This window comes from Klebsiella pneumoniae, from assembly GCF_000742135.1.
Lineage (GTDB): Bacteria > Pseudomonadota > Gammaproteobacteria > Enterobacterales > Enterobacteriaceae > Klebsiella > Klebsiella pneumoniae.
This window is the reverse complement of record NZ_KN046818.1, coordinates 899,600-924,711: the sequence shown is the minus strand read 5'-3', so window position 1 is coordinate 924,711 and position 25,112 is coordinate 899,600. Positions and strand designations below refer to the sequence as shown.

The following is a 25,112-nucleotide window of genomic DNA, read 5'->3' as shown; positions in this document are numbered from 1 at the left end:
AAAAATGAGTCTCTGATGAGTTTTGATATTGCCAAATACCCGACCCTGGCGCTGGTAGATTCCACCCAGGAGTTGCGCCTGTTGCCAAAAGAGAGCCTGCCGAAGCTATGTGATGAGCTGCGGCGCTATCTACTGGACAGCGTCAGCCGTTCCAGCGGTCACTTTGCCTCTGGCCTCGGCACGGTGGAACTGACCGTGGCGCTGCACTACGTGTATAACACGCCGTTCGATCGCCTGATCTGGGACGTCGGCCATCAGGCCTACCCGCATAAAATTCTGACCGGTCGCCGGGACAAAATCGGCACCATTCGTCAGAAAGGCGGCCTGCATCCCTTCCCGTGGCGCGGTGAAAGCGAGTATGACGTGCTGAGCGTCGGTCACTCCTCCACTTCCATTTCCGCGGGTATCGGGGTGGCTATCGCCGCCGCGAAAGAGGATAAGCAGCGGCGCGCGGTGTGCGTCATTGGCGACGGGGCGATCACCGCCGGCATGGCGTTTGAGGCGATGAACCACGCCGGGGATATCAAACCCGACCTGCTGGTGGTGCTGAATGACAATGAAATGTCGATTTCCGAGAACGTCGGCGCGCTGAACAATCATCTGGCGCAGCTGCTCTCCGGTAAGCTCTACTCCACCCTGCGCGAAGGGGGCAAAAAGGTCTTCTCCGGGGTGCCGCCGATTAAAGAGCTGCTTAAGCGTACCGAAGAGCATATCAAAGGGATGGTGGTGCCGGGCACGCTGTTTGAAGAGCTGGGCTTTAACTACATTGGCCCGGTGGATGGCCATGACGTGCTCGGTCTGGTCAGCACGCTGAAGAACATGCGCGACCTGAAAGGCCCGCAGTTCCTGCATATTATGACCAAAAAAGGCCGCGGCTATGAGCCCGCCGAGAAAGACCCGATCACCTTCCATGCGGTGCCAAAATTCGACCATACCAGCGGCGTACTGCCCAAAAGCAGCGGCGGCCTCCCTTCCTATTCGAAAATCTTCGGCGACTGGCTGTGTGAAACGGCGGCCAAAGACAACAAGCTGATGGCGATCACGCCGGCGATGCGCGAAGGTTCAGGGATGGTGGAGTTTTCGAAGAAATTCCCCGATCGGTACTTTGACGTCGCCATTGCCGAGCAGCATGCGGTCACCTTCGCCGCCGGGCTGGCGATTGGCGACTACAAGCCGGTGGTGGCGATCTACTCCACCTTCCTGCAGCGAGCCTACGATCAGGTGATCCATGATGTGGCTATCCAGAAGCTGCCGGTGCTGTTTGCTATCGACCGCGCCGGGATCGTCGGCGCAGACGGCCAGACGCATCAGGGAGCGTTCGATCTCTCCTTCCTGCGCTGTATTCCGGATATGGTGGTAATGACCCCGAGCGATGAAAATGAATGTCGCCAGATGCTGTACACCGGCTACCACTACAGCGACGGCCCCTGCGCGGTGCGCTATCCGCGCGGTAGCGGCACCGGCGCGACGCTCGAGCCGCTGGCATCGCTGCCGATCGGCAAAGGGGTGGTGAAACGTCAGGGCGAGAAAATAGCGATCCTCAACTTTGGCACCCTGCTGCCGGAAGCCGCGGCGGTAGCGGACAAACTCAACGCCACCCTGGTGGATATGCGTTTTGTGAAGCCGCTGGATACCGCGCTGATCCTCCAGCTGGCCGGCGAGCACGACTCGCTGGTGACGCTGGAAGAGAACGCCATCATGGGCGGCGCCGGCAGCGGCGTGAACGAAGTGCTGATGGCCCACCGCCGGGCAGTACCGGTGCTCAATATTGGCCTGCCGGATTATTTTATTCCTCAGGGCACTCAGGAAGAGATCCGCGCCGACCTCGGCCTCGATGCCGCCGGTATTGAAGCCAAAATCCGCGACTGGCTGGCATAATTGCCCCTTCCGCTCCTGCTATGCTTAAGGGATACCCTTGATGAATAGCAGGAGCGCACTATGCACTATATCCCCCTCGGTGATACTGCCTTACGTGTTTCCCGACTCTGCCTCGGCTGCATGACCTTCGGCGAGCCGGACCGCGGCAGACACGCCTGGACGCTTCCGGAAGAGAGCAGCCGCCCGCTTATCCAGCACGCCATTGAAGGCGGCATCAACTTCTTCGATACCGCAAATAGCTACTCCGACGGCAGCAGCGAAGAGATCGTTGGCCGCGCCCTGCGCGACTTTGCCCGCCGTGACGAGGTGGTTGTCGCCACCAAGGTGTATCACCAGGTCGGCGATCTGGCGGAAGGACTTTCCCGGGCGCAGATCCTGCGCTCCATCGACGACAGCCTGCGCCGTCTCGGGATGGACTATGTCGACCTGCTGCAGATCCACCGCTGGGACTATACCACCCCGATTGAAGAGACGCTCGAAGCGCTGGACGAGGTGGTGAAAGCCGGCAAAGCGCGCTATATCGGCGCCTCGTCCATGCATGCCCGACAGTTTGCCCAGGCGCTGGCGCTCCAGCAGCAGAACGGCTGGGCGCGCTTCGTTACCATGCAGGATCACTACAACCTGATTTACCGGGAAGAAGAGAATGAGATGCTGCCCCTGTGCCAACGTAACGGCGTAGCGGTGATCCCATGGAGTCCGCTGGCGCGCGGCAGGCTAACCCGCCCCTGGGGTGAGACCACCGCCCGGCTGGTCTCAGATGAGTTCGGCAAATCGCTGTACAGCGCCAGTGAAGAAAACGATGCGCAGATCGCCGGGAATCTCGCGGACGTGGCGGAAGAACTCGACGCCAGCCGCGCCCAGGTCGCTCTCGCCTGGCTGTTAAGCAAACCCGGCGTCGCCGCGCCGATTATCGGCCCGTCGCGTCAGGAACAGCTCGATGATCTGCTGCAGGCGGTGGATTTGACGCTCTCCCCGGAACAGATCGACAAGCTGGAGGCGCCGTATCAGCCGCATCCGGTGGTGGGATTTAAGTGACGGGCGAGGGTTCCCCGGCAGCGTAGCGTTGCCGGGGAGAGGCGGTTAAAGCAGACCGATGGGCCAGTGATGGCCAATGACGTACAGCACGCCGGCGGAGATCACGCCGGCGACGATGTCGTCGACCATAATCCCCATTCCGCCGTGGATATTGCGATCAAACCAGCGAATTGGCCACGGCTTCCACATATCGAAGATACGGAAAATCACGAAGCCGGCGGCCACCCACTGCCAGTCCATGGTCGGCAGCGCCATCAGGGTGATCCACATCCCGACGAACTCGTCCCAGACGATGCTGCCGTGGTCATGGGTGCCCATATCTTTGGCCGTGCGATGGCACAGATAGACGCCGATACAGATGCTCATCATCACCACCAGCGAGTAAAGCTGCCAGGGGAGAAAGGTCATCAGATACCAGAACGGGATCGCCGCCAGCGAGCCCATCGTCCCCGGCACCACCGGGCTTAAGCCGCTACCAAAGCCGGTCGCCAGCAGATGCCACGGATTACGCATACTCAGGCGGCTAAGCGCCTCGTCTCGACTACGCAAAGTGATCGTATCCCTTTAAATCAAGCGCGACCGGCTTACCGTCGCGGATAAACTGCAGCCCTTCGCTCTCCGGCGCAATCTGTCCGATACAGGTAAAACGCGCGCCAAGATGGCCAAGAGCCACGTCCAGCGCCCCGCGGTTCAGCTCCGGTACGGTAAAGCACAGCTCGTAATCTTCCCCGCCGGCGAGCGCCCAGCGCAGCGCCTGCTCAGAATCAACCTGGCGCAGCACCGCGTCGGAGTACGGCATGGCATCGAGATCGATACGTGCCCCGCAGCCGCTGGCTTTAAGAATATGGCCCAGATCGGAGATCAGTCCGTCGGAAAGATCGATAGCCGATGTCGCCAGGTCACGCAGCGCCTGGCCCTGCAGCACGCGCGGCATCGGCCGCAGATGACGGGCCAGCAGGTAGTCGGCGTCAGACGGTTCATCCACCGTTAGACGATTCTGCAGTACAGCCAGACCGGCGGCGCTATCTCCCGGAGTGCCGGTAACATAGATCCAGTCCCCCGGCTTCGCGCCAGCGCGTTTCATGGCGCGTCCCGGCGGCACAAAGCCGTGGATACCCAGCGTCATGGAGAGCGGGCCACGGGTAGTGTCGCCGCCAATCAGTTGCATATCGTAATAGTCCAGCTGGACAAACAGGCTGTCGCTGAAGGCTTCCAGCCAGACTTCATCCACCTCCGGCAAGGTCAGCGCCAGCGTGAGCCACGCCGGCTCCGCGCCCATCGCCGCGAGGTCGCTCAGGTTCACCGCCAGCGCTTTATAAGCGAGGTCGGCAGGGTCGATATCGGGTAAGAAGTGATTGCCCGCCACCAGGGTGTCGGTGCTGATTGCCAGCGTTTTTTTCTCGGGAATATGCAGGAGCGCGCAGTCATCGCCGATGCCGGTTTCAACATCAAGGCGGGCGCTTTTAACGCGATCAAAATAACGGGCAATCAGGGAGAATTCGCCGCATGCCATACGTTATGCCTCAGCAAAATAATAAATAAGGCCGGGCTGCGAGGCGACCCTCGCAAAACCCGGCCTGCAGTTTACTTCTTGTGGGGACGAATTACCGGAGCCGCTTTGTCCAGCACGCCGTTAACGAACTTGTGGCTATCTTCAGCGCCGAAGGTTTTCGCCAGTTCGATAGCTTCATTGATGGCCACTTTATACGGTACGTCATCACGTTTGGACAGCTCAAACAGCGCGATACGCAGCACCGCTTTTTCAACCTGGCCCAGCTCTTCCAGCTGGCGGGACAGGTAGGGCTTCATCAGGCCGTCGAGGTACGCGCTGTTAGTCGCCACTCCGGACAGCAGTTCGCGGAAATACAGAACATCAACATCTTTTACGTCCTGTTCCGCCAGGAACTGGTATTCGACATCAGCGATGTCGTTGTGGGACAACTGCCAGGAGTAGAGCGCCTGAACGGCACACTCACGGGCGCGGCGACGAGCAGCAGGTTTCACGGAATTCCCCTTACAAAAATCAGGCCTTGATGGCTTTCAATACGTTAATCATTTCCAGCGCGGTCAGCGCAGCTTCTGCGCCTTTGTTACCGGCTTTGGTGCCAGCGCGCTCAATGGCTTGTTCAATACTTTCAGTGGTCAGAACACCAAAGGCTACCGGGATTTCGCTGTCCTGAGCGACATGCGCCAGGCCATTGCTGGCACCGCCTGCCACATATTCAAAGTGGGCGGTACCGCCGCGAATCACCGTCCCCAGCGCGATCACCGCGTCATATTTACCGGTTTTCGCCAGTGCGCCAGCCGCCAGCGGCAGCTCATACGCGCCTGGAACCCAAACGACGGTGATGTTTTCATCTTTTACCTGGCCAATGCGTTTCAGGGCGTCAATCGCGCCTTCCAGCAGGCTGTCATTGATAAAGTTGTTGAAACGCGCAATGGTGATGGCGACGCGAGCGTCCGGGGTAGCAACGTTAGCTTCAATAATGTTCATACTCTTCCTTCGGGTTCATGTGCCCCGCAAGGGGGGCGGATTTTATCATATTATTCTGAGCGCTGCTTCCTAATAATCAGGAAAGCCTCACGCAGTGGTTAAATGCAGGCAGACATCCGGGCCAACCTGACGTATCTCATTGAATTTAAAATGGGGGGCCTGGCTCAGCTCTTCAAGCCCCGGCAGCGCGCATAATCCACGCGCCGCATTGCCTAACAGTTTAGGCGCAATATAGACGATAAGCTCGTCGACCAGGCCCGCCTGCAGCAGCGCCCCGGCAAGCGTGGCCCCTGCCTCAACCCAGACGCTGTTGATCTGCTGTTTGCCGAGCAGCATCATCAGCAGCACCAGATCGAGATGGCCGTTATGCTCCGGAACCAGCAGCGTGCGGGCGCTTTCCGGCCACTGCCGTTCATCGGCGCGCAGGCGGGCAAACAGCATTTCCCCCGCCTGCTGCACAATACGATGCTCAGGCGTGACGCGGTTCTGGCTGTCGATGACGACGCGCAGCGGCTGGCGCAAATTCTCTTCGGGATAAAGCGCCTGGGTATCGGCGCTCAGCTCCTGCCAGCGCACGGTCAGCGCCGGATCGTCCGCCAGCACGGTGGCGCTGCTGGTCAGGATGGCATGGCTCTGGGCGCGCAGACGCTGCACGTCGCGTCGCGCCTGCGGGGAGGTGATCCACTGGCTTTCGCCGCTGGCCATCGCCGTGCGGCCGTCCAGCGAGGCGCCCAGCTTCAGCTGCACCCAGGGAAAACCGGTGCGCATCCGCTTCAGAAAGCCCTTATTCAGCGCTTCCGCTTCGTTCATCATCAGCCCATGGCTGACCTCAATGCCGGCCTGCTGCAGGCGATACAAACCGCGCCCCGCCACCTGCGGGTTCGGATCCTGCATCGCGGCGACCACGCGGCTGACGCCGGCGGCAATCAGCGCATCGCAGCATGGCGGCGTACGGCCATGGTGGCTGCAGGGCTCAAGAGTGACGTAGGCGGTGGCGCCGCGCGCCTTTTCGCCAGCCATGCGCAGGGCGTGCACTTCAGCATGCGGCTCGCCGGCGCGATAGTGAAACCCCTCGCCGACGATCTCGCCGTCTTTCACAATGACGCAGCCGACGTTAGGGTTAGGATGGGTAGTAAAGCGACCGCGCGCGGCAAGCTTCAGCGCACGCGCCATGTACATTTCGTCCTGCATGGCTTAGTCCTGTAAGCGGGCGATCTCTTCGCCGAATTCTTTAATATCTTCGAAGCTGCGATAGACCGACGCGAAGCGAATATAGGCGACTTTATCCAGCTTTTTCAGCTGCTCCATCACCAGGTTGCCGATCATTTTGCTGGCCACTTCGCGCTCGCCGGTGCCGCGCAGATGAGTCTTGATATGGTTGACCGCCATTTCCACGTCGTCGGCGCTAACCGGACGTTTCTCCAGCGCTTTCAGCATCCCGCTGCGCAGCTTGTCTTCGTTGAAGGGTTCGCGCACATCGTTACTCTTCACCACCCGCGGCATCACCAGCTCCGCCACTTCGAAGGTGGTAAAGCGTTCATTACAGACCAGGCACTGCCGACGGCGACGCACGGAAGAGCCTTCCCCCACCAGACGAGAGTCGATCACTTTGGTATCCACGGCGAAACAGAAAGGGCAATGCATAGCGCGTCCTGACAGGTAGTTAAACTGAAGAGTAGTTTACCGCGAAGTGACCGGACTACAAAGAAAGAGCTTTTGAGACAAAGGATCTATGGGAGATGAGGCCGGTTTGGCTACCATTAAGCATCCTCTGTAAACGGAATCCTGACCATGACAAGACGTTACCTGAAGCTCGCCATCGCGGGCTGCCTGTTCACCCTGACCGCCTGCGCCCAGCAAAGCGAAATCCGCCAGATGCACCAGAGCGTGAGTACGCTGAGCCAGGAGATGACCCAGCTCAACCAGCAAACTATCAAAATCACCCAGCAAAACGCGCTGAACGCCAAATCCACCCGCGGCGTCTATCTGCTGCCGGAGGCCAAGACCCCGGCGCGGCTGGAGAGCCAGATCGGCACCCTGCGCATGTCGGTGGGCAGTATTACCCCGGATGGCGATGGGTCACGCCTGACCTTACGCATTCAGGGCGAATCCAACGATCCGCTGCCGGCCTTTACCGCCACCGTCGCTTCCGGACAGATCACCGGCACCACCCATAGCTATCAGGAAGTCAATGTTCAGGATCAGCTGATTAGCGCGCCGGCCAGCACCCTCGCCCCCAGCGATGTCGATATCCCGTTGCGCCTCAATGTAACGCCAGATAAAGTCGGTTTTATTCGCGTACACGATATCCAGCCCGCCGCCGCCCAGTAAGCCTTCAGCCGGGCCTGCCCCGCCCGGCTACGTCCTGCCCCGTCGTTCTTATCCACTTACAACTTTTCGCAAGAGTTCATTAGAAATCGTTCTGCAGCGCGATTTTCAGTAGCATTTTGTCAAGAAATGCATAGAATCGTGAACGCAATCGATTACGCATGTTCTGGTTATGTGAAACAACACGTATTTTTGTGAGCAATGATTCCTATAATAGACCCCCACAGAAAGACGAAATATTTAGAAACGCTTCGGCACTTCTTTTAACGCCTTCAGGCTCAATTTAAACAGTGGCATTACTATGAAAAAAACATTACTGGCAGCGGGTGCGGTTGTGGCGCTCTCCACTACTTTTGCCGCGGGCGCGGCAGAAAACGACAAACCGCAGTATCTGTCTGACTGGTGGCACCAGAGTGTTAACGTGGTGGGCAGCTACCACACCCGTTTTGGACCGCAGATCCGTAACGATACCTACCTGGAATACGAAGCGTTCGCCAAAAAAGACTGGTTTGATTTCTACGGCTATATTGATGCCCCGGTATTCTTCGGCGGCAACAGCACGGCAAAAGGTATCTGGAACAAAGGTTCCCCGCTGTTTATGGAGATCGAACCGCGTTTCTCTATCGATAAGCTGACCAATACCGACCTGAGCTTCGGGCCGTTCAAAGAATGGTATTTCGCCAACAACTATATCTACGATATGGGCCGCAACGACTCCCAGGAGCAGAGCACCTGGTATATGGGTCTGGGTACCGATATCGATACCGGCCTGCCAATGAGCCTGTCGCTGAACGTCTACGCCAAGTACCAGTGGCAGAACTACGGCGCGTCCAACGAAAACGAATGGGACGGCTATCGCTTCAAAGTGAAATACTTTGTGCCGCTGACCGACCTGTGGGGCGGTTCGCTGAGCTACATCGGCTTCACCAACTTCGACTGGGGTTCTGACCTCGGCGATGACAACTTCTACGATCTGAACGGGAAGCACGCGCGCACCAGCAACTCTATCGCCTCCAGCCACATCCTGGCGCTGAACTACGCGCACTGGCACTACTCTATCGTCGCCCGTTACTTCCATAACGGCGGCCAGTGGGCTGATGATGCGAAGCTGAACTTCGGCGATGGTCCGTTCAGCGTTCGCTCGACCGGCTGGGGTGGTTACTTCGTGGTCGGCTACAACTTCTGATTGCTGATACAGCAAGACAGCGCCCGGGCCGCAGCTCCTGCTGCCCGGGCTTTTTTATTTCTCCCGCACCTCGCACCGGACCTTGCGCAGAAAATCGCTTAACGAGCGGTCGGCGCACTCGCTGAATCGACGTTTGGTCCTTCTGACCTCCAGACAACGGTCGAGGCGAAAATTGCGGTAATCATTGCGCAGTTCGCACCAGGCCACCAGCAGCCAGCGCTCCCCCCAGAAAAACAGCCCCAGGGGCAGCACTTCACGCCACGTCACCTGACCGGATTCATCCTGGTAGTGAAGCTGTAATACCTGCTGATTGGATACGGCCTGATGGATAACGTCAAAATGGGTTTTAGCATAGCGATGGGCGCCGAAATCGGGGGCAAACAGGCGAGTCTGCTCCGCCTGGCGCCGACGCGCCTCCGGCAGGATCGCCAGCATCTTCTCCTGGGCGGATTCCAGCGACTGCGACAGCGCCTCACCGCCCCAGGTTTTCAGCAGCCGAATCGCAGCGATCAGCGCCTCGGACTCTTTGGTGGTCAGCATTAGCGGCGGCAGATCGTAGCCCGCCAGCAGCCGGTAGCCGCTGCCCGCTTCGCCCTCCACCGGTACGCCGGAGAGGGAGAGATCGCGAATATCGCGATAGACGGTACGCTCCGACACGCCCAGCCGCTCCGCCAGCAGCGCGGCGGTAGTGAGCCGCCTGCCGCGCAGGATCTGCACAATCTGAAATAAACGGTCGGCGCGTCGGGTCATGTCTCACTTCACAAAAGTTAAGGTTAAGCCGGCTGGTGCAGGCCGACGCGGTTGCCCTCGCTGTCGGTAAACAGGGCGATGGTGCCAATATCATTCGGCAGCGTCAGCGGGCCGAAGACACAGGCCCCACCCGCCGAGGCAACGCGCTCCAGCGTGGCGGCAAGATGATCAGTATGCAGATAAATAATAGCGCCCTGCGCCGAGGGCGCGATACCTTCAAATTTGGCCAGCGCGCCGCCGGGGGCCGGATCCTGATGCGGGAACACCGCCAGCTCGGCGCAGTCCATGGTTTCGCGACGCAGCGACACTTGCATCACCGGCTCATAAAACGCGACGGCGCGATCCATATCGGCGACCGGAATTTCAAACCAGTTAATCACGTTGTTCATACTTCCTCCTGCTCGTTAGTGAGTTCAGGGGCAGTGTATGGGAGGGCTCCTGACAGCATACTGTCAGCAGGTTTTGTCGCGGGCAAAAAAATCCCGGCCGCAAGGGCCGGGATTGCTTTATCTCAACTGAACTCTATTACGGCAGAATGGACGGCTGATCCGCCCCTTCTTTCTCAACCTTCTGCTGGATCAGATGCTCGCGCTTCATGCCCAGCTTCAACGCCAGCGCGGAGGCGACGTAGATAGAGGAAGCCGTACCGATGGAAACACCGATCAGCATGGTCAGCGAGAAGCCTTCCAGAATCGGGCCGCCGAACAGGAACAGCATCAGGATCACCATCAAAGTGGTACCAGAGGTGATCAAGGTACGGTGCAGCGTCTGGGTCAACGACACGTTAAAGATCTCATACGGCGTACCGCGGCGGATCTTACGGAAGTTTTCACGGATACGGTCCGATACCACGATACTGTCGTTCAGCGAGTAGCCGATAACCGACATCAACGAGGCCACGATGGTCAGGTCGATCTCGATATGGAACAGCGACAGCACGCCCATGGTGATCACCACGTCGTGCGCCAGGGCGATAACCACCCCGGCGGCCAGACGCCATTCGAAGCGGAAGCCGACGTAGATCAGGATACAGACCAGCGCCGCAATCAGCGCCAGGGCGCCGGTTTGCGCGAGGTCCGCGCCGACGCTCGGGCCGACAAACTCAATACGCTTCACTGCCGCATTCTGGCTGGTCGATTCGTTAATCACCGTCACGACCTTGCTGCCCAGCTCCTGGCTGCCGTTGGCGTCATGCACCGGCGGCATACGTACCATGATGTCGCGGCTGCTGCCAAAGTTCTGCACCTGCGGCTCTTCAAAGCCCGCTTTCTGCAGGGAATCGCGCATCTGGTCCAGATCGACCGGTTTCTCAAGGGTAATTTCAATCACCGTACCGCCGGTGAAATCGAGCCCCCAGTTAAACCCGCGAACGCCGATGATGGCGATCGACACAATCAGCAGAAAACCTGAAATGCCGAAGGCCCAGTAGTCCCAGCGCATAAAGTCCCAGACTTTACGGCCGTGGTTCAATTGTTCAACAGTATATTCCTGTGCCACAACGCACTCCTCAGATAGACAGCTTTTTAACGCGCTTGCCGCCGTACAGCAGGTTCACGATGGCACGGGTGCCGACGATAGCGGTAAACATTGAGGTCGCGATACCGATACCGGTGGTAATCGCAAACCCTTTAATGGCACCGGTACCGACCGCGTACAGGATGATCACTTTGATAAGCGTCGTCACGTTGGCGTCGAAGATCGAGCTGAACGCGCCGCGATAACCTTCGTCAATCGCCTGCTGAACGGTACGCCCGTTGCTCAGCTCTTCTTTGATACGCTCGTTGATCAGAACGTTAGCATCGACCGCCACCGCCAGGGTTAACACGATACCCGCGATGCCCGGCATGGTCAGCGTCGCCCCCGGGATCAGGGACATAATGCCGACAATCAGTATCAGGTTGGCAATCAGCGCCGAGGTCGCAATCAGGCCGAACTTCTTATAGAAGAGGATCATGAACAGGATAGAGACCACCAGACCGGCCAGACAGGCTTCCAGACCCTGCTTGATGTTCTGCATTCCCAGGGTTGGGCCGATAGTCCGCTCTTCGACGATCTGAATCGGCGCAATCAGCGCGCCGGCACGCAGCAGCAGCGACAGCTGACGCGCTTCGTTCGGATTGCTGATACCGGTGATACGGAAGCTGTTACCCAGACGCGACTGGATGTTGGCGATGTTAATCACCTCTTCCTCTTTCGCCAGGATAGCGCGACCGTTAGCGTCTTTCTTACCGCTGTCTTTATACTCCACGAACAGGGTCGCCATCGGCTTGCCGATGTTGTCCTTAGTGAAGTTAGACATGATGTTACCGCCCGCGCTGTCCAGCGAGATGTTAACCTGCGGCTGGTTGTACTCATCCATGCTGGAGGTCGAGTCGGTGATATGGTCCCCGGTCAGGATCACCCGCTTGTACAGCACTACCGGCTGGCCTTCACGCGTCTGCTTCACTTCCGAGTCGCCCGGCACGCGGCCAGAGGCGGCGGCGGACTGGTCCACGTTAGTATTGACCAGACGGAACTCGAGGGTCGCGGTCGCGCCAAGGATTTCCTTCGCACGCGCGGTATCCTGGATACCCGGCAGCTCAACCACGATGCGGTCAGCGCCCTGACGCTGAACCAGCGGCTCGGCGACGCCCAGCTGGTTCACACGGTTACGCAGGATATTAATGTTCTGCTGAACCGCGTACTCACGGGCTTCTTTCAGGCGCTCATCAGTCATCACCGCTTTCAGGCTGTTGTCACCCTGAGAGGAAATAACCAGATCGCGATGGCGAGGGCTGAGATAAGAGATAGCCTGGTCGCGCGCCGCGCTGTCGCGGAAGACGATGCTCAGACCGTAGTTGTCTTCTTTACGCACGGTCGCGTAAGGAATGCCTTTGTCGCGCAGCTCGCTGCGCAGGCTATCGATGTTCTGTTCCTGCAGTTTGCCTAACGCGGTGTCCATGTCGACTTCCATCAGGAAGTGCACGCCGCCGCGCAGATCAAGACCCAGCTTCATCGGCTCGGCATAGAGCGCCGCCAGCCAGCGTGGGGTTGCCGGAGCAAGGTTCAGCGCCACGACGTATTTGTCACCCAGCACGTTAAGCAGCGCTTCGCGCGCGCGCAGTTGGGTATCAGTGGTGTCGAAGCGCGCAAGAATAGCGCCCTCTTCCAGTGCCACAGACTTCGCGGTTATTTTTTCTTCTTGTAAAGTTTTCTGGACCTGGATCAGCGTTTGCTCACTGGCGGCGACGCCGCGCGCGCCAGTGATTTGAACAGCCGGATCCTCACCATACAGGTTGGGAAGCGCATAGATCAGGCCGACGACAATGACGACGACCAGCATGACGTACTTCCACAAAGGATAACGGTTTAACACGGCAGTTCCCTTTGGGAAAAGTTAGATTACAGCGCCTTCATGGTGCCTTTCGGCAGAACGGCAGCAACGAAGTCACGTTTGATAACCACTTCAGTGGTATCGTTCAGCGCGATAGCAATGTAGCCAGTTTCCGCCACTTTGGTCACGCGACCGACCAGACCGCCGTTGGTCAGCACTTCATCACCTTTGGCGATGGAGTTCATCAGGTTCTTATGTTCCTTGGTGCGCTTCTGCTGTGGACGCAGGATCATGAAGTAAAAAATCAGACCGAACACCACCAGCATCAGAATCAGAGACATCGGGCTGCCCTGCGCCGGTGCACCCGTTGCCGCTACCGCATCAGAAATAAAAAAGCTCATTGAAATTCCCTCATTATTAAAATTAATCAACGTTCAAAGGAGGCACGGTGCGCCCCTGACGTTGGTAAAAATCGGTCACGAAGCTCTCTAATTTACCCTCTTCGATAGCCTTGCGTAAACCAGCCATTAAACGCTGATAGTAGCGCAGGTTATGAATGGTATTGAGACGCGCGCCCAATATTTCGTTGCAACGGTCGAGGTGATGCAAGTAAGCGCGTGAATAATTGCGACATGTATAGCAATCACACTCGGCGTCCAGCGGCGCGGTATCGCTTTTGTGCTTCGCGTTGCGGATTTTCACCACGCCGTCGGTGACGAACAGGTGGCCGTTACGCGCGTTGCGCGTCGGCATGACGCAGTCGAACATATCGATACCGCGACGTACCCCTTCCACCAGATCTTCCGGCTTCCCGACGCCCATCAGGTATCGTGGTTTATCGGCCGGGATCTGCGGGCAGACGTGCTCCAGAATACGGTGCATGTCTTCCTTCGGCTCACCAACCGCCAAACCGCCGACAGCGTAGCCATCAAAGCCAATCTCTACCAGACCTTTCACCGAGATATCGCGTAAATCTTCGTAAACGCTACCCTGAATAATGCCGAACAGCGCATTTTTATTGCCAAGGCTATCGAAACGGTCGCGGCTGCGCTTCGCCCAGCGCAGAGACATCTCCATTGAGCGCTTGGCGTAATCCCAGTCCGCCGGGTATGGCGTACATTCGTCGAAGATCATCACGATGTCAGAGCCGAGATCGTACTGAATCTCCATCGATTTTTCCGGATCGAGGAAAATCGGATCGCCGTTGATCGGATTGCGGAAGTGGACGCCCTGCTCGGTGATCTTACGGATATCGCCAAGGCTGAACACCTGGAAACCGCCGGAGTCGGTCAGGATCGGTCCTTTCCACTGCATAAAATCGTGCAGATCGCCGTGCAGCTTCATGATCTCCTGACCCGGGCGCAGCCACAGGTGGAAGGTGTTGCCGAGAATAATCTGCGCGCCGGTGGCTTCCACCTCTTCCGGCGTCATCCCTTTGACGGTGCCGTAGGTGCCAACGGGCATAAAGGCCGGTGTTTCCACCACGCCGCGCTCAAACACCAGGCGACCGCGGCGGGCGCGACCGTCGGTGGTATCCAGTTCAAATTTCATGCTTGCTCCTGCGTCAGAAAAACAGTCCGACGTTTTCATACTCGCCACGGAATGATTCCGTAGCTAAAAAATGCGTTATGGCGTCTACAAGCCGGCGTACCGGCCTTTTCAGGGACGCTCAGAAATAGCCTGCGGATTGTACGTGATAAACATCGCATCCCCGTAGCTAAAAAAGCGATATTTCTGCTCAACCGCCACCTTATAGGCGTTCATGGTGTGCTGATAACCCGCAAACGCCGACACCAGCATAATCAGTGTGGATTCAGGGAGATGGAAGTTAGTCACCAGCGCATCGATCACCTGGTACTGATAACCCGGGTAGATGAAAATCTGCGTATCGTCGAAGAACGGCGCGATCAGCGCGTCTTTCGCCGCCTGCGCCGCGCTCTCCAGCGAACGTACCGAGGTGGTGCCCACCGCGATCACGCGGTTGCCGCGCGCTTTCGCCGCCAGCACCGCATCGACCACCTCCTGCGGCACTTCGGCATATTCGGAGTGCATGGTGTGCTCTTCAATGCTGTCGACGCGCACCGGCTGGAAGGTGCCCGCCCCCACATGCAGGGTGACAAACGCCATCTCAACGCCTTTGGCGCGCAGTTTGTCCAGCAGCGGTTCGTCGAAATGCAAACCGGCGGTCGGGGCGGCTACCGCGCCCGGCCTGGTGCCATAGACGGTTTGATAGAGCTCGCGGTCGGCGTCTTCGTCCGGGCGGTCAATATAGGGCGGCAGCGGCATATGGCCGATCCCGTTAAGGATCTCCAGCACCGGGCGCTCGTCGTTAAACTCCACTTCAAACAGCGCGCCATGACGCGCCAGCATCGTGGCCTTAATGCTCTCGTCATCGCCCAGCAGCAGCTCGGCGCCCGGCTTCGGCGCTTTTGAGGCGCGAATATGGGCCAGGATGCGCTTATCATCCAGCATCCGCTCCACCAGCACTTCAATCTTGCCGCCGCTGGCCTTGCGGCCGAACAGACGCGCCGGGATCACCCGGGTGTTGTTAAACACCAGCAGATCGCCGGGATTGAGCTTATCGAGGATGTCGGTGAAGGTGCCATGCGTCAGCGCGCCCGTCGGCCCGTCCAGGGAGAGCAAGCGACAGCTACTGCGCTCAGGCATCGGATAGTGGGCGATCAGAGATTCGGGTAGTTCAAAAGCAAAATCGGTAACGCGCATGACGGTAACTCAGACTGAATAAAGAGGCGGGTAGTCTAGTGCCGGGGCGGTCTGGCTGCAACCTTTACCCCTCCGGATGAATGACATAATCTATATTCCAAATCATTCCGAATGCCGCCATGCGGCAACCGAATGCCTTACCGGTGGCAAAGGTGCCGCGCGCGGCCAGACAGCATGCCATTCGGCCACCGAGGCGCCGTTCAGCGCAACATCGGTGTTTCCACCTGCCCGCTCGTATTTAAAGGATGTCGTTTTATGAATTTTCTCGCCCACCTGCACCTGGCCCATCTCGCCGACAGTTCGTTGCCCGGCAACCTGATGGCCGACTTCGTGCGCGGCAACCCGCAGGGCGACTATCCGGCGGAGATCATCGACGGCATCTTTATGCATCGGCGGATTGACGTGATGACTGACAACCTGGCGGAAGTCAAAGAGGCGCGGGAGTGGTTTCGCCCGCAGACCCGCCGCGTCGCCCCCATCACCCTCGACGTCATGTGGGATCATTTCCTGTCCCAGCACTGGGCGCAGCTCTCCCCTGACCTGCCGCTGGACGAGTTCGTACGCTACGCCGAGCGGCAGATCGTCCCCATCCTGCCCGACTCGCCGCCCCGCTTCGTCAATCTCAATCAATATCTGTGGTCGGAGCGCTGGCTGGAGCGCTATCGGGAAATGGATTTTATTCAGCGCGTGCTGAACGGCATGGCCAGCCGCCGTCCACGTTTGGAGGCGCTACGCGACTCCTGGCAGGATCTGGATACCCATTACGACCGTCTGGAGACGCAGTTCTGGCGCTTTTATCCGCAGATGATGCGCCTGGCAGAAAACAAACAGCTGTAATAGCCACGTCATTGATAGGTAAAAGCTGGCTGAACGATTGTTAGCGCCTCTTTGTGTTATTGCCGGGCAGGCTCTATACTTGCCCGCGTTGCGTTCCAAATAACCTTAGTAATTACAGGAGAATCAAATGGTTCTGGTCACTCGTCAAGCGCCGGATTTTACTGCAGCCGCTGTGCTGGGTAATGGTGAGATCGTTGAGAAATTCAATTTCAAACAGCACACCAACGGTAAACCTACCGTTCTGTTCTTCTGGCCGATGGACTTCACCTTCGTGTGCCCGTCTGAGCTGATCGCGTTCGACAAACGTTACGAAGAATTCCAGAAACGCGGCGTGGAAGTGGTTGGCGTTTCCTTCGACTCCGAGTTCGTGCACAACGCATGGCGTAACACCCCGGTAGACCAGGGCGGTATCGGCCCGGTTAAATACGCGATGGTTGCTGACATCAAACGTGAAATCCAGAAAGCTTACGGTATTGAGCATCCGGACGAAGGCGTAGCGCTGCGCGGCTCCTTCCTGATCGACGCCAACGGCATCGTTCGTCATCAGGTGGTTAACGACCTGCCGCTGGGCCGTAACATCGACGAAATGCTGCGTATGGTAGACGCCCTGCAGTTCCACGAAGAGCACGGCGAAGTCTGCCCGGCGCAGTGGGAAAAAGGAAAAGAAGGTATGGCCGCCTCTCCGGAAGGCGTTGCAAAATACCTGACCGAAAACGTTTCCAGCCTGTAATCGGCACGCGTTTTAATAAAAGGCTCGCTCAGGCGGGCCTTTTTTGTTAGCGGCGTCAAAATTTAAGAAAATGACCCGCCGATATTTGTGACCAGCGATACACTTCTGGCGAAAAAATTCACCCTACCTCTCACTTTTTCTCTGGCAAATTTCAGCGTCAAAATACAAAGCCTTCATAACAGCCTGAAAAACATATAAATTATTTATATTGTTTTCTGCCGGTACTTTGCCGTCGATGTGATCCCCATCAATATTTAAAACCGCGGATGTGATCTCATCCATCATTTTCATCAATGTATTTGGTCATGATTTAACTCAGGAACAGGAATACGTTCAGGAGCTGAGGATGGAAATTATTTTTGACCCGTCGTTAATCGCCCTTAAGCAGAATATTTCCCGTGCGGAAGAGGCCATCGAACTGGCGGGTTCATTACTTGCCAGGCGCCAGATTTGCAGCGCCGAATATGTCAACGAGATGCTGACGGTATATGAAGATTTTGGCACCGCCATCGTGATAGATGACGGGATTGCCATGCCGCATGCCCGGCCGGAAAAAGGGGCATTACAGACCGGGTTCTCACTTGTCACCACCGCCACGCCAATCTCCTTCGGCCACGATGAGTTCGATCCGGTTTCCGTGGTCATCGCGATCGCCGGCGCCGATGCTGACAGTCATATCAAAATGATCCAACTGATAGCCTCGCTGATCGAGTCAGATATTGTGACCTTTCTTCAGCAGGAAAATGACGTTAATTCAGTCTTACATTTCATTCAAAAACAAATGGAGTAGTCATTATGTTAGTTATCAGAACGGTTTGTGGTAACGGTATTGGCAGCTCATTGATGGCTGCGAATAATGTGAAAAAGATCTGTGACGAATTAGGCATCAAAGCGGACGTCGCCTCGGTCGATTTTGCTAACGCCGTCGGGGAAAAAGCCGACCTTTACGTCACGATAAAAGAACTGGCAAATCAATTTCCGGCCCACTGTCATGTCGCCATCATTCGCAGCTACGTCCATAAAGCGAAGATCGCCGAGGATATTACCGATGCGCTGATGAAAATTGCTGCGACTCACTCTTAATCAGCATAGAGGGAACGACCATGCAGGCTATTCTTAGTTTCTTAACGGAAATATTCAGTCAACCCGCCTTTTTAATGGGGCTTATCGCCTTTGTTGGTTTAGTGGCGCTGCGCTCCCCCGGTAACAAACTGCTTACCGGCACATTAAAGCCGATTTTAGGCTATTTGATGTTGAGCGCTGGGGCAGGCGTTATCGTTGCCAATCTCAATCCGCTGGGCGGTATTATCGAGGCCGGATTTAATATCCGCGGCGTTATTCCGAACAATGAAGCCATTGTCTCCGTCGCCCAGAAAATGCTGGGCGTGGAAACCATGAGTATTTTACTGTTAGGCTTTATTTTCAATCTGATTATCGCCCGCTGTACCAAGTATAAATATATCTTTCTGACCGGCCATCATTCGTTCTTTCTCGCCTGCCTGTTCTCCGCCGTTCTGCAGGCGGCGGAGTTCCAGGGCTGGATGTTGATCCTGATCGGTGGATTCCTGTTGGGCTCATGGTCGGCCATCTCCCCGGCCATCGGTCAGCGTTACACCAGGCAGGTAACCGAAGACGGCGGGATCGCCATGGGCCATTTCGGCTCTCTCGGCTACTACCTCTCGGCATGGATCGCCAGCCGGACCGGCAATCCGGCAAATTCCTTCGCCGATACCGAAATTTCAGAAAAGTGGGGCTTTCTGCGCGATACCACGGTCACCACCGGTATCGTGATGTTTGTTATCTACTTTGTCTGCAGCGCTGTCGCCGGGTCGGCGTACCTGAGCACCATCACCGACCAAAACATGCTGATCTTCTCGGTGCTGACCGGTCTGCAGTTCGCCGTTGGCGTAGCCATTGTCTATAACGGCGTGCGGCTGATCCTCGGCGATCTGGTGCCGGCGTTCCAGGGCATCAGCCAGAAGCTGATCCCGGACTCCATCCCGGCCGTTGACTGCGCGGTGTTCTTCACCTTTAGCCCCACCGCGGTGGTAGTGGGATTCATCAGCTCCTTTGTGGGCGGGCTTATCGGGATGCTCTTGCTCGGCGGGCTGGGCATGGCGCTGATTATTCCCGGCATGGTGCCGCACTTCTTCTGCGGCGGCACGTCCGGCGTCTTCGCCGACAAACTGGGCGGTAAGCGCGGATGTATCATCGCCTCCTTTATCGGCGGGATCTTCCTCGCCTTCCTGCCGGCGATGCTGCTGCCGGCGCTCGGCAACCTCGGGTTTGAAAACAGCACCTTCGCCGATTTCGACTTCGCGGTATGGGGCATCATTATCGGGAATGCGTTCACCCAGTTTGGTCAGATCACTATCTATCTGATTTGTCTGGCGCTGCTCGTCGCGCTGCTGGCGCCTTTCTGCTTCCGTCACGTCCAGGTGGTGGGCAACACGCTCAGCTATGAGGAGCTGACGGCGAGGCAGAAAAATGAATAAGCGAGGTCATTTTTCCCGGCGGGAGGGCCACGCTTTCCGCCGCTGACAAATAATCAGGAGTGGTTATGGCTATTTTGTCCATTGGATTTGCTTGTTTCGATCAGTTTTTCTTTCTCAATGAATGGCCCCAGGAGAATACCAAAAACTTTTGTCATGATTTTATTGAAAGCGGCGGCGGTCCGGCGGCCAATGCGGCCTGGCTGCTGGGATTATGGGGCGAGGAGGTTTATTACATTGGTCATCTGCAGCAGGACCTTTACGGTCAGCGCATTATCGATGAGTTTGCCGAGGCGGGGGTGGATACCAGCCAGGTGGTTTTCTCCGATGACATGATCACCCCGCTGGCCTCGGTGCTGGTCAATCGCTTAACGGGTTCGCGGACGATTATTACCCGCAAGATGCAAACGCCGCCTTCCCTGACCTACGAGCAAAAGCTCAAACTGGACGACCTCGCCGAGCGACTGATTGCCAGCGAGGAGCCGGTCACCATTTTAATTGACGGCCATGAGGCGGAAATCAGTGAATATTTAATTAAGAAACTGCCCAACGCCAGGGTCGTGATGGACGGCGGGTCACTGCGCGCCAGCAATATTAAACTGGCGGCCTGGACTGACTATTTTGTAGTGAGCGAACATTTCGCCCGCGATTATATGAGCTATCGCTCGCTGAGCACCGAAGCAGAAATTAAAGCGGCCCTGATTGAGTTGAATAAAATTTGCCGCGGTGAAGCATTTATTACCCTTGGCGAAAAAGGCTGCGCTTTTTTAAAAAGCGGTATGCTGCAGATCGTCCCGTCCTGGCTGTGCAATGCCGTTGATACCACCGGCGCCGGGGATGTATTTCACGGCGCCTTCACCTATGGCGTCCATTACTCATGGCATATCGATAACATTATTTTATTTGCCAGCCTGACCGCCGCCATTTCTATTGAGAAAAAAGGGGTTCGGGAATCGATGCCTGACCTGGCGGTCGTCCACCACTCGTTAAATAGCTACGAGAGAAACTTAACGCAATATTTTGAAGAATAACTGCATTTAATAAATATCAAGAGGTGAATATGTTAGTGTCGATGAAGGACATGCTTCAGCATGCCCTGCGGGACGGCTACGCCGTCGGTCAGTTCAACATTAATAATCTGGAATGGGTCGGCGCCGTATTAAGCACCGCCCAGCAGTGCCGCTCACCGGTTATTTTGGGGGTGTCCGGCGGCACGGTTAAGCATATGCTCGGGTTAAAATGTATTCATGACATCGTGGTTAACGCCATGGAGTATTTGCATATTGATGTTCCGGTGGCGCTGCATCTGGATCATGGCACCTCCCGGGAGGCCTGCGAAGCGGCGATCGCCGCCGGCTTCAGTTCCATTATGTTCGATGGCTCGCATCTGCCGTTCAGGGAAAACCTGGCCATTACCCGCCACCTGGTGACGCTGGCCCACAGCAAAGGTATCTCTGTGGAGGCCGAACTGGGGACCATCGCCGGCAGTGAAGACGGCATTGTCAATTCCGAAGTCATCTACGCCGATCCGCAGGAGTGCTACACCCTGGTGACAGAAACCCAGGTGGATTGCCTCGCCGCCGCGCTGGGCTCCACCCATGGTCTGTATAAAGGTAAAGCCCGGCTGGGATTTACCGAGATGAAAGCCATTGCCGAGCAGGTGAAGGTTCCGCTGGTGCTGCATGGCGGCACCGGTATTGCCGATGAGGATATGCGCCGGGCGATTGCCTGCGGCACCGCCAAGATTAACGTTAATACCGAAAATATGTACGCCTGGTGCCAACAGGTGAAAGCAATTTTCGCCGCCGACACCGGGCACGATGTGAACGATCCGCGGAAAGTCATCGCCCAGGGACTGCAGCCGGTACGCGAGATGATTGCCCGCCGCATGGCGCTCTTTGGCTCAGAGCAGCGCTATTGACGCCGGGCCTGCGGCTGAAACCACCGCCCCGACGCTGCCGGGGCGGTGGCGTCAGGTATCAAAAGGCAAAGCAGGAGCAGCCCAGCACGCCCCAGAAGGCCTGCTCGTCAGAGACCGGAATCGACGACTTACGCGCAATATCATGCTGATGGCCGTGGACGCCACAGCTACCGCAGCACTGGTGCATCTGCACCATGGCGCCGATTTTAGCCGTCGCCGGCGGAGCGGAACGGTAATGGCCCGGGACCTTCACCACCGGCGACCACTCCGGCAGCACCGGGATCGGCGGCGGCGCCAGCGGCGAGAAGTGACCGGCGGCGTACACCACTTTGCCGTCAACCACCGTCAGCACCGACTCAATGCCTTTGATCTCCTCTTCCGCGACGCTGAAGTAGTCTTTCGACAGCACCACCAGATCGGCAAGCTGACCGGCGGCCAGACGGCCTTTCTTGCCCTGCTCGCTGGAGAACCAGGCGCTGCCCGCCGTCCACAGCTCCAGCGCGACATCGCGCGGCAGGCGGTTGGCGTCGTCATACATCGCCATCCCGCCAACGGTGCGCCCGGAGACCAGCCAGTACAGCGCGGTCCATGGGTTATAGCTGGCGACGCGGGTCGCATCGGTGCCCAGCCCCACCGGCACGTCCAGCGCCAGCATCTTTGCTACCGGCGGGGTATGTTTCACCGCCTCTTTGCCGTAGCGATCGACAAAATATTCGCCCTGGAAGGCCATCCGATGCTGCACCGCAATACCGCCCCCCAGCGCCTTCACCCGCTCAATGTTACGCTCGGTAATGGTCTCGGCATGATCGAAGAACCAGTGCAGGCCATTAAACGGGATATCGCGGTTCACCTTCTCAAACACGTCCAGCATCCGGCTGATGGACTCATCGTAGGTGGCATGCAGGCGGAACGGCCAGCGATGCTCCACCAGATGGCGTACCACCCGCTCCAGCTCATCCTCCATGCCTTGCGGCAGATCCGGCCGCGGCTGCAGGAAATCTTCAAAATCCGCCGCCGAAAATACCAGCATCTCGCCGGCGCCGTTGGCGCGATAGAAGTCAGTCCCCTGCCCCGGCTTCAGCATGTCGGTCCAGCGTTCAAAATCCTCCAGCTCCTGCTTCGGCCGCTGAGTAAACAGGTTGTAGGCGATGCGCACGGTCATCTGATCTTTCGCGTGCAGCTGTTCGATAATTTCGTAATCTTCCGGATAGTTCTGGAAGCCGCCGCCGGCGTCGATGGCGCTGGTCAGCCCCAGTCGGTTCAGCTCGCGCATAAATTGACGGGTGGAGTTCAGCTGCAGATCCAGCGGCAGCTTCGGCCCCTTGGCCAGCGTAGCGTAAAGGATCATGGCGTTCGGTTTAGCGATCAGCATCCCGGTCGGGTTGCCGTGGCTATCGCGGACGATCTCGCCGCCCGCCGGATCCGGCGTCTCTTTGCTATACCCCACGGCTTTCAGCGCCGCACGGTTCAACAGCGCGCGATCATAGAGATGGAGCACAAACACCGGCGTATCAGGCGCCGCCTCGTTCAGCTCTTCCAGGGTCGGCATCCGCCGCTCGGCGAATTGAAATTCGCTCCAGCCGCCGACCACCCGCACCCACTGCGGGGACGGCGTGCGATCCGCCTGATCCTTCAGCATTCGCAGGGCATCCGCCAGCGAGGGGACGCCCTCCCAGCGGAGCTCAAGGTTGTAGTTCAACCCACCGCGGATCAGGTGCAGGTGAGAATCGTTGAGGCCCGGGATCACCGTATGCCCTTTGAGATCGACGGTTTGCGTCCCCTCGGCGGCAAAGCTCATGATCCGATCGTGACTTCCGGTGGCAACAATTTTTCCGTCGGCGATGGCCACGGCTTCCGCCAGGGGATTCGCACGATCGAGGGTATGAATCTGACCGTGGGTCAGAATCAGTGTGGCAGTTTGCGACATAACGCACTCCTTGAGGAGGCTGACTCAGTTTTTCTTCAACCAGCCAGCAAACAGGCGGGTCACGATGGGCATCCAGAACCAGACCACCAGCGCAACCACGCAGGCATCATTGATGAGGTGCAGCAGCAGGCTCCCCTTAAGCGACGGCAGCAGCATGCCGGTCACCGCAGGCACCAGGTTGGTGCTGGGGAAAATCACCAGCAGGGTGATCAGAAACTGTTTCCAGCGCCGCGGCTGGCGTACGTTCACCGTCGGCGGGGTAAACCAGAAGGCCGGTTCAGTCCGCACCTCAGTCCGATCGCCTTCCGTCAGCAGTGGGGCAATCTCAGCCACCAGTTGCCGACGGGTTTCCGACTGCGTCCAGGCGTAGAGGTGCTCCAGGGTATCGAAGCGGATTATGACGCTCCACAGATTCTGCCCTGCGGCGGGCCGGATCACATTCGCCCCAAGATGGCCGGGAAATTCTGCCGCAATGGGCATAATTTTACCGAGCCACTCTTCGTAGCGCTGGCTGTGTTGCGGATCGAGCAGATGGCTGATAACCAGGGTCACCGATTTTTGCTGCGCCATGACGAGTTCCTTGCTTCAGGGAAATGGCCGGTTTTCTCCTGCCACTCTCCATAAATGATCTGACACAACATCCTTCATGCTGCGTTGAAGCGGCAGGCGGGCACGTCCCCGTGAACTTGAATAAATTCAGTAGCTGGGGACGGACAAACGCAGCCAACAACGCAGCAGCCTGAAGGATGGAGTGATTTACGCTTTACGCTCCGGCGCGCCATGCACCATGGTATAAGCGTAATCCACGCCCATCCCGTAGGCGCCGCTGTGTTCGCGCACCAGGTCCATTACCGCATCGTAGGTCGCTTTGCGCGACCAGTCGCGCTGGTACTCCAGCAGCACCTGCTGCCAGGTCACCGGCACCGCCCCCGCCTGCACCATCCGGTCAATAGACCGCTCATGGGCGTCGACAGAGGTGCCGCCGGAGGTATCCGTCACCACATAGACCTCGTAGCCCGCCTCCAGCGCCATCAACGCCGGGAAAGTCAGGCAGACTTCGGTCCACAGAGCGGAGATCACCAGCTTTTTACGGCCGGTCGCTTTCACCGCTGCCACAAACGCATCGTCTTCCCAGGAGTTCATGGAGGTACGTTCAATCGGCTTGACGTCAGGATGCACGGCCAATAATTCCGGCCAGATATAGCCGCTAAAGCTTTTGGTCTCTACGGAGGTATAAATCACCGGTACATTAAAAATTTTGCCCGCTTTCGCCAGCGCCACGGTGTTATTTTTCAGGGTCTGGCGATCGATATTCGCCACGCCAAAGGACATTTGCGGCTGATGGTCAATAAATATAAGCGCGGAATTAGTGGGATCGAGCAGTTCACGAATAGACATTAAATACCTTCTTAATCAATTAGTTAAAAAGATGACATGATGGTTAATGCGTCGTGTAGATCCTGACTGATAAAGCATGGTGAGTATAGCCAGTTATTT

Annotated in this window: 29 protein-coding genes; 11 read left to right on the top strand and 18 right to left on the bottom strand. The window is 57.5% G+C overall.

Annotated elements, in window-relative coordinates; translation table 11 throughout:
- The first annotated feature begins 15 nt into the window (after window positions 1-15).
- Both dxs and DR88_RS20655 read left to right on the top strand, forming a co-directional pair.
- Window positions 16-1,878 carry a 1-deoxy-D-xylulose-5-phosphate synthase gene (gene dxs, locus DR88_RS20650; RefSeq protein ID WP_004147314.1) on the top strand — a complete coding sequence of 621 codons (1,863 nt, stop codon included), beginning with the start codon at window positions 16-18 and terminating at the stop codon, window positions 1,876-1,878.
- Between the two features lie 60 nt (window positions 1,879-1,938).
- Window positions 1,939-2,913 carry an aldo/keto reductase gene (locus tag DR88_RS20655; protein WP_004147313.1) on the top strand — a complete coding sequence of 325 codons (975 nt, stop codon included), beginning with the start codon at window positions 1,939-1,941 and terminating at the stop codon, window positions 2,911-2,913.
- 45 nt (window positions 2,914-2,958) lie between these two features.
- Here DR88_RS20655 and pgpA read toward each other — a convergent pair whose 3' ends face one another.
- The 6 genes from pgpA to nrdR form a co-directional block, all read right to left on the bottom strand.
- Window positions 2,959-3,462, bottom strand: a complete 504-nt coding sequence (pgpA, locus tag DR88_RS20660) for a phosphatidylglycerophosphatase A (protein WP_004178738.1) — start codon at window positions 3,460-3,462, stop codon at window positions 2,959-2,961.
- The gene (gene thiL, locus DR88_RS20665; protein WP_004147312.1) at window positions 3,455-4,426 is read right to left on the bottom strand and encodes a thiamine-phosphate kinase; all 972 of its coding nucleotides are present in this window, start codon (window positions 4,424-4,426) and stop codon (window positions 3,455-3,457) included. The genes pgpA and thiL overlap by 8 nt, the downstream gene beginning before the upstream one ends.
- Window positions 4,427-4,497: 71 nt before the next feature.
- Window positions 4,498-4,917: a transcription antitermination factor NusB gene (gene nusB / locus DR88_RS20670; RefSeq protein ID WP_002891356.1), complete on the bottom strand. Its 420-nt coding sequence runs from the start codon at window positions 4,915-4,917 to the stop codon at window positions 4,498-4,500.
- Window positions 4,918-4,936: 19 nt separating this feature from the next.
- Entirely contained in the window at window positions 4,937-5,407 is a 471-nt protein-coding gene (gene ribH, locus DR88_RS20675; RefSeq protein ID WP_001021161.1) for a 6,7-dimethyl-8-ribityllumazine synthase, read from the bottom strand.
- An 87-nt stretch (window positions 5,408-5,494) separates the two neighbouring features.
- Entirely contained in the window at window positions 5,495-6,598 is a 1,104-nt protein-coding gene (gene ribD, locus DR88_RS20680; RefSeq protein WP_032443796.1) for a bifunctional diaminohydroxyphosphoribosylaminopyrimidine deaminase/5-amino-6-(5-phosphoribosylamino)uracil reductase RibD, read from the bottom strand.
- A gap of 3 nt (window positions 6,599-6,601) precedes the next feature.
- Window positions 6,602-7,051: a transcriptional regulator NrdR gene (nrdR, locus tag DR88_RS20685; protein ID WP_002890417.1), complete on the bottom strand. Its 450-nt coding sequence runs from the start codon at window positions 7,049-7,051 to the stop codon at window positions 6,602-6,604.
- 147 nt (window positions 7,052-7,198) lie between these two features.
- On the opposite strand from nrdR, the gene DR88_RS20690 reads away from it, so the two are divergent.
- Both DR88_RS20690 and DR88_RS20695 read left to right on the top strand, forming a co-directional pair.
- The gene (locus DR88_RS20690; RefSeq protein WP_002890414.1) at window positions 7,199-7,738 is read left to right on the top strand and encodes a SadB/YajI family lipoprotein; all 540 of its coding nucleotides are present in this window, start codon (window positions 7,199-7,201) and stop codon (window positions 7,736-7,738) included.
- Between the two features lie 298 nt (window positions 7,739-8,036).
- The gene (locus tag DR88_RS20695; protein ID WP_002890412.1) at window positions 8,037-8,921 is read left to right on the top strand and encodes a nucleoside-specific channel-forming protein Tsx; all 885 of its coding nucleotides are present in this window, start codon (window positions 8,037-8,039) and stop codon (window positions 8,919-8,921) included.
- A 54-nt stretch (window positions 8,922-8,975) separates the two neighbouring features.
- Here the strand turns inward: DR88_RS20695 and DR88_RS20700 are convergent, their stop codons facing one another.
- From DR88_RS20700 to DR88_RS30360, 8 genes are all read right to left on the bottom strand, one after another.
- The gene (locus tag DR88_RS20700; RefSeq protein ID WP_025861965.1) at window positions 8,976-9,671 is read right to left on the bottom strand and encodes a helix-turn-helix transcriptional regulator; all 696 of its coding nucleotides are present in this window, start codon (window positions 9,669-9,671) and stop codon (window positions 8,976-8,978) included.
- A 23-nt stretch (window positions 9,672-9,694) separates the two neighbouring features.
- A complete protein-coding gene (locus tag DR88_RS20705; RefSeq protein ID WP_002890404.1) occupies window positions 9,695-10,060 on the bottom strand; it encodes a VOC family protein in 366 nt (121 codons plus the stop codon).
- 136 nt (window positions 10,061-10,196) lie between these two features.
- Window positions 10,197-11,168, bottom strand: coding sequence for a protein translocase subunit SecF (gene secF, locus DR88_RS20710; RefSeq protein WP_002890403.1), 972 nt, complete (start codon window positions 11,166-11,168; stop codon window positions 10,197-10,199).
- 10 nt (window positions 11,169-11,178) lie between these two features.
- On the bottom strand, window positions 11,179-13,026 hold the full coding sequence (gene secD, locus DR88_RS20715; protein WP_002890400.1) for a protein translocase subunit SecD: 1,848 nt from the start codon (window positions 13,024-13,026) through the stop codon (window positions 11,179-11,181).
- Window positions 13,027-13,052: 26 nt separating this feature from the next.
- A complete protein-coding gene (gene yajC, locus DR88_RS20720) occupies window positions 13,053-13,385 on the bottom strand; it encodes a preprotein translocase subunit YajC (protein WP_002890398.1) in 333 nt (110 codons plus the stop codon).
- Between the two features lie 22 nt (window positions 13,386-13,407).
- The gene (gene tgt, locus DR88_RS20725; protein ID WP_002890395.1) at window positions 13,408-14,535 is read right to left on the bottom strand and encodes a tRNA guanosine(34) transglycosylase Tgt; all 1,128 of its coding nucleotides are present in this window, start codon (window positions 14,533-14,535) and stop codon (window positions 13,408-13,410) included.
- A 108-nt stretch (window positions 14,536-14,643) separates the two neighbouring features.
- A complete protein-coding gene (gene queA / locus DR88_RS20730) occupies window positions 14,644-15,708 on the bottom strand; it encodes a tRNA preQ1(34) S-adenosylmethionine ribosyltransferase-isomerase QueA (RefSeq protein ID WP_002890390.1) in 1,065 nt (354 codons plus the stop codon).
- A gap of 64 nt (window positions 15,709-15,772) precedes the next feature.
- Window positions 15,773-15,889, bottom strand: coding sequence for a hypothetical protein (locus DR88_RS30360; RefSeq protein WP_004218831.1), 117 nt, complete (start codon window positions 15,887-15,889; stop codon window positions 15,773-15,775).
- A gap of 74 nt (window positions 15,890-15,963) precedes the next feature.
- Here DR88_RS30360 and acpH point away from each other — a divergent pair, with 74 nt between their 5' ends.
- Window positions 15,964-16,545, top strand: coding sequence for an ACP phosphodiesterase (gene acpH, locus DR88_RS20735; protein WP_004178734.1), 582 nt, complete (start codon window positions 15,964-15,966; stop codon window positions 16,543-16,545).
- Between the two features lie 127 nt (window positions 16,546-16,672).
- Window positions 16,673-17,275 carry a peroxiredoxin gene (locus DR88_RS20740; RefSeq protein WP_002890386.1) on the top strand — a complete coding sequence of 201 codons (603 nt, stop codon included), beginning with the start codon at window positions 16,673-16,675 and terminating at the stop codon, window positions 17,273-17,275.
- Window positions 17,276-17,398: 123 nt separating this feature from the next.
- Here the strand turns inward: DR88_RS20740 and DR88_RS30355 are convergent, their stop codons facing one another.
- Window positions 17,399-17,566 (bottom strand): hypothetical protein, encoded by a 168-nt coding sequence (locus tag DR88_RS30355; RefSeq protein WP_004147304.1) that lies wholly within the window; start codon window positions 17,564-17,566, stop codon window positions 17,399-17,401.
- A gap of 55 nt (window positions 17,567-17,621) precedes the next feature.
- On the opposite strand from DR88_RS30355, the gene DR88_RS20745 reads away from it, so the two are divergent.
- From DR88_RS20745 to fba, 5 genes are all read left to right on the top strand, one after another.
- Window positions 17,622-18,065, top strand: coding sequence for a PTS sugar transporter subunit IIA (locus DR88_RS20745; RefSeq protein ID WP_032443795.1), 444 nt, complete (start codon window positions 17,622-17,624; stop codon window positions 18,063-18,065).
- A gap of 5 nt (window positions 18,066-18,070) precedes the next feature.
- Complete coding sequence (locus DR88_RS20750) at window positions 18,071-18,358, top strand: PTS sugar transporter subunit IIB (protein ID WP_002890376.1); 288 nt, start codon at window positions 18,071-18,073, stop codon at window positions 18,356-18,358.
- A 20-nt stretch (window positions 18,359-18,378) separates the two neighbouring features.
- Window positions 18,379-19,770 (top strand): PTS ascorbate transporter subunit IIC, encoded by a 1,392-nt coding sequence (ulaA, locus tag DR88_RS20755; RefSeq protein ID WP_004147298.1) that lies wholly within the window; start codon window positions 18,379-18,381, stop codon window positions 19,768-19,770.
- Window positions 19,771-19,835: 65 nt separating this feature from the next.
- The gene (locus tag DR88_RS20760) at window positions 19,836-20,798 is read left to right on the top strand and encodes a carbohydrate kinase family protein (protein ID WP_002890372.1); all 963 of its coding nucleotides are present in this window, start codon (window positions 19,836-19,838) and stop codon (window positions 20,796-20,798) included.
- Window positions 20,799-20,833: 35 nt separating this feature from the next.
- Entirely contained in the window at window positions 20,834-21,688 is an 855-nt protein-coding gene (fba, locus tag DR88_RS20765; protein WP_004218830.1) for a class II fructose-1,6-bisphosphate aldolase, read from the top strand.
- Window positions 21,689-21,746: 58 nt separating this feature from the next.
- Here the strand turns inward: fba and DR88_RS20770 are convergent, their stop codons facing one another.
- The 3 genes from DR88_RS20770 to DR88_RS20780 form a co-directional block, all read right to left on the bottom strand.
- Window positions 21,747-23,615 (bottom strand): amidohydrolase, encoded by a 1,869-nt coding sequence (locus tag DR88_RS20770; RefSeq protein WP_004183158.1) that lies wholly within the window; start codon window positions 23,613-23,615, stop codon window positions 21,747-21,749.
- Between the two features lie 24 nt (window positions 23,616-23,639).
- Window positions 23,640-24,185 (bottom strand): antibiotic biosynthesis monooxygenase, encoded by a 546-nt coding sequence (locus DR88_RS20775; protein ID WP_002890365.1) that lies wholly within the window; start codon window positions 24,183-24,185, stop codon window positions 23,640-23,642.
- 186 nt (window positions 24,186-24,371) lie between these two features.
- The gene (locus DR88_RS20780) at window positions 24,372-25,013 is read right to left on the bottom strand and encodes a hydrolase (protein WP_002890357.1); all 642 of its coding nucleotides are present in this window, start codon (window positions 25,011-25,013) and stop codon (window positions 24,372-24,374) included.
- Window positions 25,014-25,112 lie beyond the last annotated feature (99 nt).